Annotated in this window: 13 protein-coding genes and 1 riboswitch; of the genes, 9 read left to right on the top strand and 4 right to left on the bottom strand. The window is 55.4% G+C overall.

Annotated elements, in window-relative coordinates:
* The first annotated feature begins 104 nt into the window (after positions 1–104).
* Positions 105–2,939: a bifunctional [glutamate--ammonia ligase]-adenylyl-L-tyrosine phosphorylase/[glutamate--ammonia-ligase] adenylyltransferase gene (gene glnE / locus ACFL9S_RS22320; protein WP_405264058.1), complete on the top strand. Its 2,835-nt coding sequence runs from the start codon at positions 105–107 to the stop codon at positions 2,937–2,939.
* 88 nt (positions 2,940–3,027) lie between these two features.
* Positions 3,028–4,464: a bifunctional D-glycero-beta-D-manno-heptose-7-phosphate kinase/D-glycero-beta-D-manno-heptose 1-phosphate adenylyltransferase HldE gene (gene hldE, locus ACFL9S_RS22315; protein WP_405264057.1), complete on the top strand. Its 1,437-nt coding sequence runs from the start codon at positions 3,028–3,030 to the stop codon at positions 4,462–4,464.
* A gap of 46 nt (positions 4,465–4,510) precedes the next feature.
* Here the strand turns inward: hldE and ACFL9S_RS22310 are convergent, their stop codons facing one another.
* Complete coding sequence (locus tag ACFL9S_RS22310) at positions 4,511–4,798, bottom strand: ubiquinone biosynthesis accessory factor UbiK (RefSeq protein ID WP_200642804.1); 288 nt, start codon at positions 4,796–4,798, stop codon at positions 4,511–4,513.
* 147 nt (positions 4,799–4,945) lie between these two features.
* Positions 4,946–5,095: riboswitch (FMN riboswitch) on the top strand.
* Positions 5,096–5,204: 109 nt separating this feature from the next.
* Between ACFL9S_RS22310 and ribB the strand changes: the two genes are divergently transcribed.
* Positions 5,205–5,861, top strand: a complete 657-nt coding sequence (gene ribB, locus ACFL9S_RS22305) for a 3,4-dihydroxy-2-butanone-4-phosphate synthase (protein WP_405264056.1) — start codon at positions 5,205–5,207, stop codon at positions 5,859–5,861.
* A 276-nt stretch (positions 5,862–6,137) separates the two neighbouring features.
* The gene (gene ygiD / locus ACFL9S_RS22300; protein ID WP_405264055.1) at positions 6,138–6,923 is read left to right on the top strand and encodes a 4,5-DOPA dioxygenase extradiol; all 786 of its coding nucleotides are present in this window, start codon (positions 6,138–6,140) and stop codon (positions 6,921–6,923) included.
* A gap of 175 nt (positions 6,924–7,098) precedes the next feature.
* Here ygiD and ACFL9S_RS22295 read toward each other — a convergent pair whose 3' ends face one another.
* From ACFL9S_RS22295 to tolC, 3 genes are all read right to left on the bottom strand, one after another.
* The gene (locus ACFL9S_RS22295; RefSeq protein ID WP_405264054.1) at positions 7,099–8,259 is read right to left on the bottom strand and encodes a glutathionylspermidine synthase family protein; all 1,161 of its coding nucleotides are present in this window, start codon (positions 8,257–8,259) and stop codon (positions 7,099–7,101) included.
* Positions 8,260–8,265: 6 nt separating this feature from the next.
* Positions 8,266–8,928, bottom strand: a complete 663-nt coding sequence (locus ACFL9S_RS22290) for a DUF1190 family protein (protein ID WP_405264053.1) — start codon at positions 8,926–8,928, stop codon at positions 8,266–8,268.
* Between the two features lie 145 nt (positions 8,929–9,073).
* A complete protein-coding gene (gene tolC, locus ACFL9S_RS22285; RefSeq protein ID WP_405264052.1) occupies positions 9,074–10,540 on the bottom strand; it encodes an outer membrane channel protein TolC in 1,467 nt (488 codons plus the stop codon).
* A gap of 210 nt (positions 10,541–10,750) precedes the next feature.
* Between tolC and nudF the strand changes: the two genes are divergently transcribed.
* The 5 genes from nudF (at position 10,751) to parE (ending at position 15,317) form a co-directional block, all read left to right on the top strand.
* On the top strand, positions 10,751–11,401 hold the full coding sequence (gene nudF, locus ACFL9S_RS22280) for an ADP-ribose diphosphatase (protein WP_405264051.1): 651 nt from the start codon (positions 10,751–10,753) through the stop codon (positions 11,399–11,401).
* Between the two features lie 27 nt (positions 11,402–11,428).
* On the top strand, positions 11,429–11,854 hold the full coding sequence (locus tag ACFL9S_RS22275; RefSeq protein WP_405264108.1) for a DUF1249 family protein: 426 nt from the start codon (positions 11,429–11,431) through the stop codon (positions 11,852–11,854).
* Positions 11,855–11,958: 104 nt separating this feature from the next.
* Complete coding sequence (gene cpdA, locus ACFL9S_RS22270) at positions 11,959–12,786, top strand: 3',5'-cyclic-AMP phosphodiesterase (RefSeq protein ID WP_405264050.1); 828 nt, start codon at positions 11,959–11,961, stop codon at positions 12,784–12,786.
* 3 nt (positions 12,787–12,789) lie between these two features.
* Positions 12,790–13,368 (top strand): esterase YqiA, encoded by a 579-nt coding sequence (gene yqiA, locus ACFL9S_RS22265; RefSeq protein WP_405264049.1) that lies wholly within the window; start codon positions 12,790–12,792, stop codon positions 13,366–13,368.
* A 53-nt stretch (positions 13,369–13,421) separates the two neighbouring features.
* Positions 13,422–15,317, top strand: coding sequence for a DNA topoisomerase 4 subunit B (gene parE / locus ACFL9S_RS22260; protein WP_405264048.1), 1,896 nt, complete (start codon positions 13,422–13,424; stop codon positions 15,315–15,317).
* Positions 15,318–15,428 lie beyond the last annotated feature (111 nt).

The raw sequence follows: 15,428 nt of genomic DNA, 5'->3' as shown, positions 1-15,428 counted from the left end.
CTTCGGGGTCATTTAAATCTATACCCAAAATAATTCGAGCTGTGGCAAGGCGGCAAACGAAACTGCAGCTTGAAGTATGAAGGGGATAAGGGAGTGTTTATTGTATGGTGCCATCATCAGGTCAGCCACTGCCGCCTGCCATGCAGGAACAGCGCGCGTTGCTGAACCCGCTGTTTAGCGAGGCTTCTGCGCAGCAGCAGGCAGTATTGGTATTTAGCGATTTTATCAGTGATAACCTGGCAAAATACCCTGACTGGTGGCAGCAGTTGCAGCACTCCCCGCCGCACCCGGACGAATGGCATCATTATGCTGACTGGCTGCAAGTAAAGCTGGCAACGGTTCAGGATGAAAACGCGCTGATGCGCGAACTCCGCCTGTTCCGTCGTCATATGCTGACGCGCATTGCCTGGATGCAGACGCTGGCAACCAGCGATACGCAGCAATCCCTGCGCCAACTGAGCGAACTGGCGGAAGCCCTGATTGTGGCTGCCCGCGACTGGTTATGGCACGCCTGCTGCCGTGATTTTGGTACCCCAATGAATGCCGCCGGAGAACCCCAGCCGCTGTTGATCCTCGGTATGGGGAAACTGGGCGGCGGCGAACTGAATTTCTCCTCCGATATCGATCTGATTTTCACCTGGCCTGAAAACGGCACCACTCAGGGTGGCCGCCGTGAGCTGGACAATGCTCAGTTCTTTACCCGGCTTGGTCAGCGGCTGATCAAGGTGCTGGATCAGCCCACGGCCGATGGTTTTGTTTATCGCGTCGATATGCGCCTGCGCCCATTTGGTGACAGCGGGCCGCTGGTGCTGAGTTTTGCGGCGCTGGAAGATTATTACCAGGAGCAGGGACGCGACTGGGAACGCTATGCCATGGTCAAAGCGCGCCTGATGGGCGGTGGGAATGACCGCTGGAGCGAAGAACTGCGCCAGATGCTGCGGCCGTTTGTGTTTCGTCGCTACATCGACTTCAGCGTGATCCAGTCACTGCGCAATATGAAAGGCATGATTGCCCGCGAAGTGCGGCGGCGCGGGCTGACGGACAACATTAAGCTCGGTGCGGGCGGCATTCGCGAAACGGAGTTTATCGTTCAGGTGTTCCAGCTTATCCGTGGCGGGCGTGAGCGTTCACTTCAGTTGCGTTCCCTGCTGCCCACGCTGGACGCGATTGGCCAGCTCAGTCTCTTACCGACAGAGCAGGTAGGGCAGTTACAGGATGCCTATCTGTTCCTGCGTCGGCTGGAAAATCTGCTGCAAAGTATCAACGATGAACAGACGCAAACGCTGCCGGGTGGCGAGCTGGATCGCGCGCGTCTCGCCTGGGCGATGGGCTTTGCCGACTGGGCTGCATTACATCGGGAACTTGACCGACATATGCTGGCGGTACGGACCATTTTTAACGATTTGATTGGTGACGACTCGCCTGAAAACGGTGAAAACCGTGACGCGGGTGAATATGGCGTGCTGTGGCAGGATCAGCTGGAAGAGGCGGAGCTGGAACCGCTGGTGCCGCATCTCGACAGCGCTGCACGCCAGCAGTTGCTGCGCACCATTACCGATTTCCGTCAGGACGTTGATAAACGCACGATTGGCCCGCGTGGCCGTCAGGCGCTGGACCAACTGATGCCGCGACTGCTGAGCGAGGTGGTGCCGCGTGATGATGCGTCTGTCACGCTGAGCCGTCTGACGCCGCTGTTGCTGGGCGTGGTGACGCGCAGCACCTATCTGGAACTGCTCACTGAGTTCCACGGCGCGCTGAAGCACTTAATTCGCCTGTGTGCTGCTTCCCCGATGGTCGCCAGCCAGCTGGCGCGACATCCGCTGTTGCTGGATGAGCTGCTCGATCCTGCCACGTTGTATCAACCGACTGCAACGGATGCCTATCGTGATGAGCTGCGACAATATCTGCTGCGTATCCCGGAAGAAGATGAAGAGCAGCAGCTGGAAGCGCTGCGTCAGTTTAAGCAGGCACAGCATCTGCGTATTGCTGCGGCGGATATTGCCAAAACCCTGCCGGTGATGAAGGTGAGCGATCACCTGACCTGGCTGGCGGAAGCGATGATTGAAACCGTGGTTCAGCAGGCGTGGAACATGATGGTACAGCGCTACGGGCATCCTTCCCATCTGGCCAGCGATAGCGAGCGCGGTTTCGCGGTCGTAGGCTACGGCAAGCTGGGGGGCTGGGAGCTGGGTTACAGTTCCGACCTCGATCTGGTCTTCCTGCATGACTGCCCCTCGGAAGCGGTGACGCTGGGTGAGCGCAGTATTGACGGGCGGCAGTTCTATCTGCGCCTGGCGCAGCGTGTGATGCACCTGTTCAGTACACGCACCTCCTCCGGCATTCTCTACGAAGTGGATGCCCGTCTGCGCCCTTCCGGCGCAGCGGGGATGCTGGTCAGCACCTTTGATGCCTTCGACGACTACCAGCGCAATGAGGCCTGGACCTGGGAGCATCAGGCGTTGGTGCGTGCGCGTATCGTGTTTGGTGACGCGGCCCTGAGCCAGCGTTTTGACCAGATTCGCCGTGGCATTCTCTCGATACCGCGTGAGGCTGATGCGCTGAAAACCGAAGTGCGCGAAATGCGTGAGAAAATGCGCGCCCATCTGGGGCACAAGCACAAAGGGCGTTGGGATATCAAAGCCGATCAGGGCGGGATCACCGATATCGAATTTATTACGCAATATCTGGTGCTGCGTTATGCCGCCCAGGAGCCAATGCTCACCCGCTGGTCCGATAACGTGCGCATTCTTGAGTTGCTGGCTAACAGCAGCAAAATGGCGCAGGAAGAGGCGGTCGCGCTGACTCATGCCTATGTCACGCTGCGTGATGCCTTGCACCATCTGGCGTTGCAGGAGCTGCCTGGTCATGTGGAGGAGACCGCTTATTCAGGTGAGAAAGCGGTGGTCAATGCCAGCTGGCAGGCATGGCTGGGCGCCTGATTTCCCGTGCAGATGCGATGATTTGCCATTAAGACAATTGTGATATCATCGCGCGCACTCATTTTTACTGCAGTCTGGAGTCTCTGGAATGAAAATTACACTACCCGATTTTACGCGTGCGGGTGTGCTGGTGGTTGGCGATGTGATGCTGGATCGCTACTGGCACGGCCCAACCAGCCGCATTTCACCTGAGGCTCCGGTGCCGGTGGTGAAAGTGGATCATGTGGAGGAGCGCCCTGGTGGTGCGGCCAACGTGGCGATGAATATTGCCGCGCTGGGTGCAGCGTCACGGCTGGTTGGATTGACCGGCGTTGATGATGCCGCGCGTGCTCTTAGTGCGTCCCTGGCTGGCGTTAATGTTCAGTGTGATTTTGTCTCTGTGCCTACCCATCCGACCATCACTAAACTGCGCGTGTTGTCCCGCAATCAGCAGCTGATCCGTCTGGATTTCGAAGAGGGATTTGAAGGCATTGATCCTGAACCGATGCATCAGCGTATCGAGCAGGCGCTGCCGACCATTGGCGCATTAGTGCTGTCTGACTATGCCAAAGGCGCGCTGGCTTCCGTGGAAACGATGATTGCCCTGGCGCGCAAAGCGGGTGTACCGGTGTTGGTAGACCCGAAAGGCACCGATTTCAGCCGCTATCACGGCGCGACGCTGCTGACGCCAAATCTCTCCGAGTTTGAAGCGGTGGTGGGCAAGTGTAAATCGGACGAAGAGATCGTTGAACGCGGTACTGCTCTGATGCAGCAGCACGCGCTGTCTGCGCTGCTGGTGACCCGTTCAGAGCACGGAATGACCCTGCTTCAGCCGGGCAAAGCACCGTTCCATATGCCAACGCTGGCGCAGGAAGTGTTCGATGTCACCGGTGCGGGTGATACGGTGATTGGCGTGCTGGCAGCGGCGCTGGCGGCGGGTAATTCGCTGGAAGAGAGCTGCTTCCTGGCGAATGCAGCGGCGGGTGTTGTCGTGGGTAAACTTGGTACCTCAACCGTTTCTCCGGTCGAGCTGGAAAATGCGATTCGCGCGCGCCCGGAATCCGGTTTCGGCGTGATGGATGAAGCGCAGCTGATTGCCGAAGTGGCGAAAGCCCGTCAGCGCGGTGAAAAAGTGGTGATGACCAACGGCGTATTCGACATTCTTCACGCCGGGCATGTCTCTTACCTCGCCAATGCCCGGAAGCTGGGTGATCGTCTGATTGTGGCGGTGAACAGCGATGCGTCTACCCGACGTTTGAAAGGGGAAACCCGTCCGGTGAACCCACTGATTAACCGTATGATCGTGCTGGGCGCGCTGGAAGCGGTGGATTGGGTAATTGGGTTTGAAGAAGATACGCCGCAGCGTGTGATCGCGGAGATCCTCCCCGACCTGCTGGTCAAAGGCGGTGATTATAAGCCGGAAGATATTGCCGGAAGCAAAGAGGTGTGGGCGAACGGCGGTGACGTGCGTGTGCTCAACTTCGAAGACGGCATTTCCACCAGCAATATCATTAAAACGATTATTTCTGGTACCGGAAGAAGCTAGTCCTCGACGGGCTGCCCGCAACGGGCAGCCGTCACACAGACGTGACTTATTCTGCGGCTTTTGGCTCGCTAACGACCGGTGCCGGGGCAGGCGAAACGCGGCTTTCCAGTTCTGCCAGGCGCTGTTCCAGCGCAGCCAGCTTCTCGCGGGTACGCAGCAGTACCTGAGTCTGTACATCAAACTCTTCGCGGTTAACCACATCCAGACGTGTCAGCTGTGCCTGTAATGTCTGACGGATTTTCTTCTCCACATCATCACCAAACTCACGAATGCCTTTCGGCATAGACTCATGGACCTGACGGGCCAGTTGTTCAATTTTTTTTGGGTCAAGCATAGCGGTTTCCTGATAACAGCGAATTTTATCCTAGTGTAATCCCAGATGCGTTCGGTATAAACCTGAAAACACCATAGCGAAAAAATGGATATCAATTTGCCCATTTTGTTCGTTGATCTGTCACTTTTTCAGCGTTATGATGATTTTGCTTATTCTCAGGGCGGGGCGAAATTCCCCACCGGCGGTAAATCAGCTTTTGCTGAAAGCCCGCGAGCGCTTCAGGGTCATTCCTGAAGGACAGCAGATCCGGTGTAATTCCGGGGCCGACGGTTAAAGTCCGGATGGGAGAGAGTAACGATTCTAGACGGGCTTTTGCTCGCCTCGCGTTATTTTTTTGTCACCGCATGACACTCCTAAGCACGCCCTGGTTCTGGTAACCCATACATTTATTTAAGGTTTATTTACCATGAATCAGTCGCTACTTTCTGAATTTGGCACGCCTGAACAGCGTGTAACCCGTGCCATCGAAGCGCTGCGCGAAGGCCGTGGTGTGATGGTGTTAGACGATGAAGATCGTGAAAATGAAGGTGATATGATCTTCGCCGCTGAAACCATGACCGTTGAGCAGATGGCGCTGACCATTCGCCACGGCAGTGGCATTGTCTGCCTGTGTCTGACAGAAGAACGTCTGGAACAGCTGGATCTGCCAATGATGGTACAGAACAACACCAGCTCTTATGGCACAGGCTTTACTGTGACTATCGAAGCAGCACAGGGTGTGACCACCGGTGTTTCTGCCTCTGACCGCCTGACCACCATCCGCACCGCCATTGCTGACAATGCTAAACCCGAAGACCTTAACCGTCCTGGTCACGTGTTCCCGCTGCGCGGCCGTGTCGGTGGCGTGCTGACCCGTGGTGGCCACACTGAAGCCACTATCGATCTGGTCACGTTGGCAGGCTTTAAGCCAGCCGGTGTTCTGTGTGAACTGACCAACGATGATGGCTCGATGGCGCACGCGCCGGAAGTGGTTGTGTTTGCTAAACAACACAACATGCCGGTTGTGACCATCGAAGATCTGGTGGCGTATCGTCGCAGTCACGAGACTCGTCAGGCCAGCTGATCCTCGTCATACTTCAAGCGATGGGGGCGTTGGCTCTCCTCGCGCACCCCGGTCACGTACTGATGTACGTGACCGGGGATTTACTGCGTTGCCGCCTGCCCATAGCTTGAATTATTTAGAGGATCACTGTCCCGTAATATTTCACTCTGCATTCTTTTCTTCCGCTATTTTCCCTTCAAATTTTCTGAATATCTTCGTCAGGGTTATCCAGGTTCATCCGTGGAAAAAAGGGCGTAATGTGAGCTCCATTGAGTATCACTTTCTCGGAGTCACACCATGAGCCACACACGTATGCCTGCACTTTTCCTCGGTCACGGCAGCCCGATGAACGTACTGGAAGAAAATATCTGGACCGAAACCTGGCGTGAGCTGGGGAAAACCCTGCCACGTCCAAAAGCGATTATTGCTGTCTCTGCCCACTGGTATACGCGTGGCACGGCGGTGACGGCGATGGAAAAACCACGCACCATTCATGATTTTGGCGGGTTCCCGCAGGCGCTGTTTGATACACAGTACCCGGCTGCTGGCTCTCCTGCACTGGCCCGTCAGATAGCGGAAACACTGGCTCCGGTGGCGGTCGATCTGGATCAGGAGTGGGGATTCGATCACGGCGCCTGGGGCGTATTAATCAAAATGTACCCGGATGCGGATATTCCCGTGGTGCAGCTCAGCGTGGATGGCACCAAACCTGCCGCATACCACTTCGAATTAGGCCGTAAGCTGGCAGCGCTGCGCGATCAGGGCATCATGATTGTTGCCAGTGGAAACGTGGTACATAACCTGCGTATGGTTCGCTGGCAGGGCGAAGCAGAAGCCTATCCGTGGGCTGAATCCTTTAACCAGTACGTTCGCGATAATCTGAGCTGGGAAGGCGAAGATGAGCAGCATCCGCTGGTGAACTTTATGCAGCACGACGGCGCGGCACTGTCGAACCCGACGCCTGAACATTACCTGCCGTTGCTGTATGTGCTGGGTGCGCGTGCTGAAGGTGAAGCGGTGTCTGTCCCGGTGGATGGGATTGTGATGGGGTCGCTGAGCATGTTATCGGTGCAGGTGGGGTAAACGCTTTTGAAAGGGTCGATCGAAAAAGATGATCGACCCCTACGGTCGGGGCTGGCATCGTCAATAACGTCTGTTGGTCACATTAACGATGCGTTTAACGATCTCTACTGTTTCTGGCAATCCAGCTCATGTAGGGGCGGACCTTCTGTTTCGGCCCGTCCGCCACATCACGCGATTATTCAATAAACGCATGCGGATAGAAGCGCGACAGATCCTGAGTGATCAGATCGCGATCTTCACGTATACCGATACCCGCTGGCTGATCGTTGATCAGCCAGGATCCGATCAACGTATAGCTGTCGCCGAACTTGGGTAGCGGATGGAACTGCTGCACGATCATGCCTTCCTCACCGTACGGCCCGTCAACACGTGCAATTTCTTTACCGTTTTCTACGATGCGGATATTGGCACCTTCGCGGGAAAACAACGGCTTAACCACATACTTATCCATATGCGGTACGTTATCTTCTGCAAAGTAAGCGGGTAGCAGGTTCGGGTGATTCGGGAACATTTTCCACAGCAGTGGCAACAGCGCTTTGTTGGAAATAATGCTTTTCCAGCCCGGCTCCAGCCAACGCACACCGGCGTCAGCCAGCTTGGTGGAGAACATCTCACGCAGCATAAACTCCCACGGGTAGAGCTTAAACAGATTGCCGATCACCTGATCGTGAACATCGGTAAACTGCCCTTTCTCGCCAAGACCGATTTCATCCATATACAGGAATTCACTCGGCAGCCCGGCTTCCGTGGCGCAATCTTGCAGGTACTGAACGGTGCCGCGATCTTCATCGGTATCACGGCAGCAGGCGAAATGTAGCCAGCTAAAACCGTGCTGCTGATGCAGTTCGCTAAAGCGCTCGATCAGTTTTTCCTGCAGGCTGTTGAACTGATCGCTGCCTGCCGGGAGCAAGCCCGCACTCAGCTGATCTTCCAGCCACAGCCACTGGAAGAAGGCTGCTTCATACAGCGAAGTGGGTGTATCAGCGTTATTTTCCAGCAGCTTGGCCGGTGTCACACCGTCCCAGGCAATGTCCATTCTTGAGTAGAGTGACGGCTGGCCGCTTTTCCAGGATTCACGCACAAAATCCCAGGTGTGCTTCGGGATGCGGAACTTGGTCAGCAGCTCTTCGCTGTTGACCACCAGTTCCACCGCCTGCAAACACATCTGGTGCAATTCGCTGGTCACATCTTCCAGTGACTCAATCTGCTGCAACGTAAACTGGTAATAAGCATCTTCACACCAGTACGGTTCCCCGTGCATGGTGTGAAAACGGAAACCATATTCCGTCGCTTTTTCCCGCCAGTCAGGGCGTTCAGCAATGGCAATACGCTTCATTGGCGATTAGCCCCCCATGCTGCGGCTGGTGCTGGTAGCACTGCTGCGCTGCATGGTGGTTTGCTTGGCAACGGACTCACCAAAGCCACCGCGGGTAACGGTGCTGGTGGTGGCCGGTTTCGGCGCCAGCGCTGTTTTAGGCACCGTCATGGTACGGCCTGAGGTTGCCGCACCGAAGCTTTTACCACTGGCATCAACGAACTTGCCGTTGGCCGGGCTGGCTGGATTCTTCGAGGAGAACAGCGGCTGCTGCTGCCCCATACCGCCACCCATCATACGGCCCATCATGTAACCGGCCATCAGCGGCATCCAGAAGCTGCCGCTGGACTGAGATTCCGCATTGGTGGTGCCCACGCCCGCCTGAGCAGGAGCCTGCTGGCACTGACCTTCACCGAACTCCGCCACGCAGTCTTCACGGGTAGCATATTTCGGTGCGGTTTTAACGGCTTCTTCTTTGGCGCTGTTAAACGCCGTGGTGCACTGTGCGCTCTTGCCAGGGTTAGCGGCCGAGCAGTCATCAGCGTTCTGATACATCGATACGGTTTCATCGGCCTGTTCACATGCGGCCAGCATAAATACTGCACTCACCGCCAGTGCGACCGGCGTTAAATGGCGTGCACTCCAGCTTTTGCGAAAGGAGGCATGATTAATCTGTTTAGTCCGTTTCATCACTTTTCGTCCTGTGCCCATAAAGGTAGTGCATAGGATAGGGGAACAGCGGTGAAAAATGAAGCGATGAAGCCTGACCTGGAGGGGATCTTTACGTAGCTATACGTTTGATTGTGAAGGGGCAGCGTTTGCTGCCCCTGGGGAATTACTGACCGAATGGATTACTGTTGGCGCGGGTGGCCGATTTGTTGCTAACAGGCGTTGTTTTGCTGGCTGAACGGGGTTCAGCGCTATCCGCGTTGGCAGCCTGCTGTGCATTCTCCGGGGCGACGATGTCTGGCGAGGTGCCGATATCTTTGCCCAGATGATTGTTCAGCGTTTGCAGATCCTGCTCGTTCAGCGTACCCAGCGCAGATTTAATATTGAGCTGGTTAATCATGTAGCTGTAACGGGCATTAGCCAGCTGCTGCTTAGCGTTATACAGCGTGGTCGTTGCATCCAGCACGTCAACGATAGTACGGGTACCCACGGAGTAACCGGCTTCCATCGCATCCAGTGAGCTTTGCGCAGAAATAACCGCCTGCTTGTAAGCGTTAATGCTGCTGATCGAGGCGTTCACGTTGTTAAATGAAGAGCGCACGGTCTGGATGGCGGAGCGGTGTGCGCTTTCCAGCTGCTCACTGGCGGCCACAAACGCATACTGCGCCTGTTTCACCTGGGAGCTGACGGCGCCGCCGCTGTACAGTGGCAAGTTGAAGCTCAGGCCCACCTGGTTACTGCCTGTGATGTTGTCAGTGTTATTGGCACTGGCACGGTCACCGCCATAACGGTTGTTGGATAAACCGGTTGAGGCAGTCAGATCCAACGTCGGCATATGGCCCGTTTCTGATGAACGAATCTGCTCACGCGCCAGGTCCTGAGACAGGCGGGCAGAGAGCAGCGACAGGTTACGGCTTTCCGCTTCCTTCAGCAGGGCATTCACGGGCTGAGGTTTTTCTGTTTTAAACGCATCAACGTTCAGTGATGCCAGGCTTGGATAGTAATTGCCGGTCACCTGACGCAGTGTTTCTACCGCGTTATCGAGGTCGTTACGCGCGGAAACTTCGCTGGCCAGCACGCTGTCGTACTGTGAGCGAGCGTTCTGCACGTCAGTGATGGCGACCAGGCCTACGTTAAAGCGCTGAGTGGTCTGATCCAGTTCACGGTAAATAGATTGCTTCTGGGCTTCGGTATACGACAGTGTGTCAATCGCGTTCAACACATTAAAATAGGCGGTCGCGGTGTTCAGAATCAGGGTCTGTTGTGCCGTCTGATAAGTGACATCCTGGATGCCTGCCGTCTTTTCCTGCAACGTCAATGCACGCCATTTTGACATGTCAAAAATGGTCTGGGTCAGCTGTAACGACGCGCTTTTGGTGGTGCTATTGGTATCTCTGGCATCACGGTAGCCGCTGTTATAAGTATAGTCAGCGCCCAGGCCTAACTGCGGTAACAGTGGGCTGCGGGATTCGTTAATTTTCTCAAAGGCAGCATCACGATCGGCGGCAGAGCTACGAAGGTCAGGATTTGATAAACGCGCCTGCTGATATACCTGCAGCAGGTTTTCAGCCTGGCTGGCAACACTGAAGCCGCCCAGGCTCAGACCGATGAGTAAAGGGAGCAGTTTGTTCATTTGCATTCCTTGTAGTGCAGCAAAATTGCTATGGTAGCGCTGACGTAGGCCAAAAATTATCGCCGATAATAGCAGAGAGTTCCGATCAGGTAAGTTGGCTGAAAGTGCCATCCTGCCTTAATTTACTCAAATAAGTCGTTAAGAACCAGACAACTGTCGGAATACTATTGCACTTTACGTTTTTGCCATCACTTAGCAGGAGATGTGGATATGGATACAGGCAGCAAATACCCAGTGACTTTCACAAAAAACGATGTAGAAATTATTGCACGAGAGACGTTGTATCGCGGTTTTTTTTCGATCGAACGCTATCGCTTTCGTCACCGCTTGTTTAATGGCGGTATGAGTGGTGAAGTGACACGGGAAATTTTTGAGCGCGGTCACGCTGCGGTGCTGCTACCCTATGACCCGAAGCGCGATGAAGTGGTGCTGATTGAGCAGATCCGTATTGCCGCTTACGATACCAGCCCAACGCCCTGGGTGCTTGAGCTGGTGGCCGGAATGATCGAACCGGGAGAAACCCCGGAAGGCGTGGCGCGCAGAGAAGCCCAGGAAGAAGCCGGGATCACGCCTGAGCGCATCAAGCCGATTAGCAACTACCTCTCCAGCGCGGGAGGGACCACCGAGCGCCTGGCGGTGTTTGTCGGTGAAGTGGATGCCAGCGTGGCGCAGGGAAATCACGGTCTGGAGGAAGAAAATGAGGATATTCTTGTGCATGTGGTCAGCCGCAGTCAGGCATATCTTTGGGTGGAACAGGGGAAAATCGATAACGCTGCTGCTGTCATTGCTTTGCAATGGCTGGAGTTGCACCATAAACAGCTACGCCAAGAGTGGAATCCTGAATCTGGAGTTGCACCATAAACAGCTACGCCAAGAGTGGAATCCTGAATAATGAAACGCTATGTCCCCGACTTTCCTGAAATGATGCGTATCTGCGAAACGAACTTTGCGCAGTTGCGACGTTTATTGCCAAAGGAGGATCGGGTGGGTGAGTCGATGGCATATCAGGTGAACGGTGCCAGCTATCTCATCACCATTCAGGAGTCGACCCGTTACACCACGCTGGTGGAAATCAGGCAAACGGCCCCTGCGGTCAGTTACTGGAGCCTGCCTTCGATGTCCGTGCGGTTGTACCATGACGCGATGGTGGCGGAAGTGTGTTCCACTCAGCAGATCTATCGCTTTAAAGCACGCTATGATTATCCTAATAAAAAGCTGCATCAGCGTGATGAAAAGCACCAAATTAACCAATTTCTAGCGGACTGGTTACGCTACTGTTTGTCCCACGGTGCGATAGCTGTTCCGGTATGTTAATAACGCTGCGACGATTTTCAGATGTGTACCCAAATGAAGGTATGAAGCAGGAAGCCGATGCGCCTGCGGCCTGAAGCAGATGGGTATTACCTTAAGGACTTTGATTGGATAGCCTGTTAAAACTTCCTGTGGCGAGTGGGTCCAGAGTCAGGATTTTACAGATAACGGACACTCACCTTTTCGCAGGTAAGCATGAAACGCTGTTAGGGGTGAATACCTGGGCCAGTTTTGATGCCGTGCTGGATGTTATCGCAGCGGATCAGCGTCACTACGATTTGATTGTCGCCACGGGCGACCTGGCGCAGGACCACTCTGCTCTTGCCTATCAGCATTTCGCTGAGGGTATTGCTCGCCTGCCTGCTCCCTGCGTCTGGTTGCCCGGCAACCATGATTTCCAGCCAACCATGTTTACCACGCTGGCGGCCTCGACCATCGCCGACCAAAAACAGGTGCTGATCGGGGATCACTGGCAAATTGTGTTACTGGACAGTCAGGTCTTCGGCGTTCCGCACGGTGAGCTGAGCGAGTACCAGCTTTCATGGCTTGAAAATGCACTGGCGGCAGAACCGCAGCGGCACACGCTGGTCCTGTTGCATCACCATCCGGTACCGTCGGGGTGTTCGTGGCTTGATCAACACAGCCTGCGTAATCCGCATATGCTGGATACGGTTCTGCAACGCTATCCACAGGCGAGAAATCTGTTATGCGGGCATATCCATCAGGAACTCGACCTCGAATGGCACGGGCGGCGTGTGCTGGCTTCCCCTTCCACCTGTGTGCAGTTCAAACCGCACTGTACCAACTTCACGATTGACGCTGAGTCTCCAGGCTGGCGCTGGCTGGACTTGTATGACGATGGTCGGCTCGATACTCAGGTGCAGCGTCTGACCACGCGCATATTTAACCCGGATCTCGACTCAGAAGGATACTGACCGATGGCCACGCTGCTTTATCTGCATGGTTTTAACAGTTCGCCGCAGTCTGCGAAGGCAACGCAATTTAAACAGTGGCTGGCAGAGCAACGCCCTGACATCCGGCTGCATGTGCCCCAGCTTCCGGCGTTTCCCTCCGAGGCCGCCGCGCTGCTTGAGACGTTTGTTATGCAGTCAGCGGGCGAACCGCTGGGCATTATTGGTTCCTCATTGGGCGGGTATTATGCCACCTGGCTGTCCCAATGCTTCACGCTGCCTGCCGTGGTGGTGAACCCCGCTGTGCGCCCGTTTGAGCTGCTGGCCGATTACCTCGGCCACAACGAGAACCCATACACCGGTCAGCAATATGTGTTAGAGTCTCGCCATATTTACGATCTAAAAGTGATGCAAATTGACCCGTTAGAGTCGCCAGACTTGCTCTGGTTACTGCAACAAACGGGTGATGAAGTGCTCGACTACCGCCAGGCCCTGGACTACTACAGCGCCTGCCGCCAGACGGTAGAAGAGGGCGGAAATCATGCTTTTATCGGATTCGAACGCCATTTCTCCGCGATGCTCGACTTCCTGGGTTTCCAGGAGTGAGATAGCCGGAGTCTGGTCACTCATTTTTAGCCACCACCAATCAGATTGTTACGATGACTCAATCCAGCTATAACGCTGACTCCATTGAGGTTCTCAGCGGCCTTGAACCCGTGCGTCGCCGCCCGGGCATGTACACCGATACCGTGCGTCCTAACCACTTAGGCCAGGAAGTGATCGATAACAGCGTGGATGAAGCGCTGGCCGGTCACGCTAAACGCGTGGAAGTGATTCTGCACGCTGACCAGTCGTTGGAAGTGATCGACGACGGGCGCGGCATGCCGGTGGATATTCACCCCGAAGAGGGCGTGCCGGCCGTTGAGCTGATCTTCTGCCGCCTGCATGCCGGGGGCAAATTCTCCAATAAAAACTATCAGTTCTCCGGTGGCCTGCATGGCGTGGGGATCTCGGTGGTTAACGCCCTGTCAACGCGCGTGGAAGTCACGGTTCGCCGTAACGGTGAAGTGTACGAGATGGCGTTTGAAAACGGCGATAAAGTGCAGGACCTGACGGTCACTGGCACCGTCGGCAAACGCAACACCGGTACCCGCGTACAGTTCTGGCCGGATGTCTCCTTCTTCGACAGCCCGCGTTTCTCGGTTTCACGCCTGAGCCATCTGCTGAAAGCGAAAGCGGTGCTGTGCCCGGGTGTGGAAATTGTCTTTAAAGACAAAGTGAACAACACCGAGCAGACCTGGTGCTACGCTGACGGTCTGACCGACTACCTGATGGAAGCGGTTAACGGTCTGCCAACGCTGCCGGAAAAAGCCTTTGTGGGCGCCTTCTCCGGTGATGTGGAAGCGGTGGACTGGGCGCTGCTGTGGCTGCCAGAAGGCGGTGAGCTGCTGACGGAAAGCTACGTTAACCTGATCCCGACCATGCAGGGCGGCACGCACGTTAACGGCCTGCGTCAGGGCCTGCTCGACGCAATGCGTGAGTTCTGCGAATACCGCAATATCCTGCCGCGTGGCGTGAAGCTGTCGGCGGAAGATATCTGGGACCGCTGTGCCTATGTGCTGTCGGTCAAAATGCAGGATCCGCAGTTTGCCGGGCAAACCAAAGAGCGTTTGTCATCCCGTCAGTGCGCGGCCTTCGTGTCCGGTGTGGTGAAAGATGCCTTCAGCCTGTGGCTGAACCAGAATATCCAGACAGCAGAAATGCTGGCAGAAATGGCGATTTCCAGCGCCCAGCGTCGCCTGCGTGCGGCGAAAAAAGTGGTGCGTAAAAAGCTGACCAGCGGACCGGCGCTGCCGGGCAAACTGGCTGACTGTTCTGCCCAGGATCTTAACCGCACCGAGCTGTTCCTGGTGGAAGGGGACTCTGCGGGCGGCTCTGCCAAGCAGGCACGCGACCGTGAATATCAGGCGATCATGCCGCTTAAGGGTAAGATCCTCAACACCTGGGAAGTCTCCTCTGACGAGGTGCTGGCATCGCAGGAAGTGCATGATATTTCGGTGGCGATCGGTATCGATCCTGACAGTGACGATCTGAGCCAGCTGCGCTACGGCAAGATCTGTATCCTTGCGGATGCGGACTCCGATGGTCTGCACATTGCCACGCTGCTGTGCGCGCTGTTTGTGCGCCATTTCAGTACGCTGGTGAAAAATGGTCACGTCTATGTTGCCATGCCGCCGCTGTACCGTATCGACCTCGGTAAAGAGGTCTATTACGCGCTGGACGAAGAAGAGAAAGCGGGCATTCTTGAGCAGTTGAAGCGCAAGAAGGGCAAACCGAACGTGCAGCGCTTCAAAGGCCTGGGTGAGATGAACCCGCTTCAGCTGCGTGAAACCACGCTTGATCCAAACACGCGCCGTCTGGTGCAGCTCACCATCAGCGATGAGGATATCCAGCATACAATGGCTATCATGGACATGCTGCTGGCGAAGAAGCGCTCTGAAGACCGCCGTAACTGGTTACAGGAAAAAGGCGATATGGCTGAAATCGAAGTCTGATGAAGTCGGCCGGATAAACCTGTAAAAATGGCATAACCCTCTCAATTTTGATCTGTTGTGAAGTGTCAAAATTGAGAGGTTTTACAGGAATATGGAGCTTTTAAGCCGAAA

This window comes from Erwinia sp. AnSW2-5, assembly GCF_045107195.1.
Taxonomy (GTDB): Bacteria; Pseudomonadota; Gammaproteobacteria; order Enterobacterales; family Enterobacteriaceae; genus Erwinia.
The sequence above is the reverse complement of the archived record's forward strand: the minus strand, read 5'-3'. Positions and strand labels throughout refer to the sequence as shown.

Coding starts and splice junctions, on each gene's coding strand:
- ygiD (WP_405264055.1), top strand. CDS start 6,138: ATGAGCCACACACGTATGCCTGCACTTTTCCTCGGTCACGGCAGCCCG.
- hldE (WP_405264057.1), top strand. CDS start 3,028: ATGAAAATTACACTACCCGATTTTACGCGTGCGGGTGTGCTGGTGGTT.
- ribB (WP_405264056.1), top strand. CDS start 5,205: ATGAATCAGTCGCTACTTTCTGAATTTGGCACGCCTGAACAGCGTGTA.
- tolC (WP_405264052.1), bottom strand. CDS start 10,540: ATGAACAAACTGCTCCCTTTACTCATCGGTCTGAGCCTGGGCGGCTTC.
- yqiA (WP_405264049.1), top strand. CDS start 12,790: ATGGCCACGCTGCTTTATCTGCATGGTTTTAACAGTTCGCCGCAGTCT.
- glnE (WP_405264058.1), top strand. CDS start 105: ATGGTGCCATCATCAGGTCAGCCACTGCCGCCTGCCATGCAGGAACAG.
- ACFL9S_RS22310 (WP_200642804.1), bottom strand. CDS start 4,798: ATGCTTGACCCAAAAAAAATTGAACAACTGGCCCGTCAGGTCCATGAG.
- nudF (WP_405264051.1), top strand. CDS start 10,751: ATGGATACAGGCAGCAAATACCCAGTGACTTTCACAAAAAACGATGTA.
- ACFL9S_RS22290 (WP_405264053.1), bottom strand. CDS start 8,928: ATGAAACGGACTAAACAGATTAATCATGCCTCCTTTCGCAAAAGCTGG.
- ACFL9S_RS22295 (WP_405264054.1), bottom strand. CDS start 8,259: ATGAAGCGTATTGCCATTGCTGAACGCCCTGACTGGCGGGAAAAAGCG.
- parE (WP_405264048.1), top strand. CDS start 13,422: ATGACTCAATCCAGCTATAACGCTGACTCCATTGAGGTTCTCAGCGGC.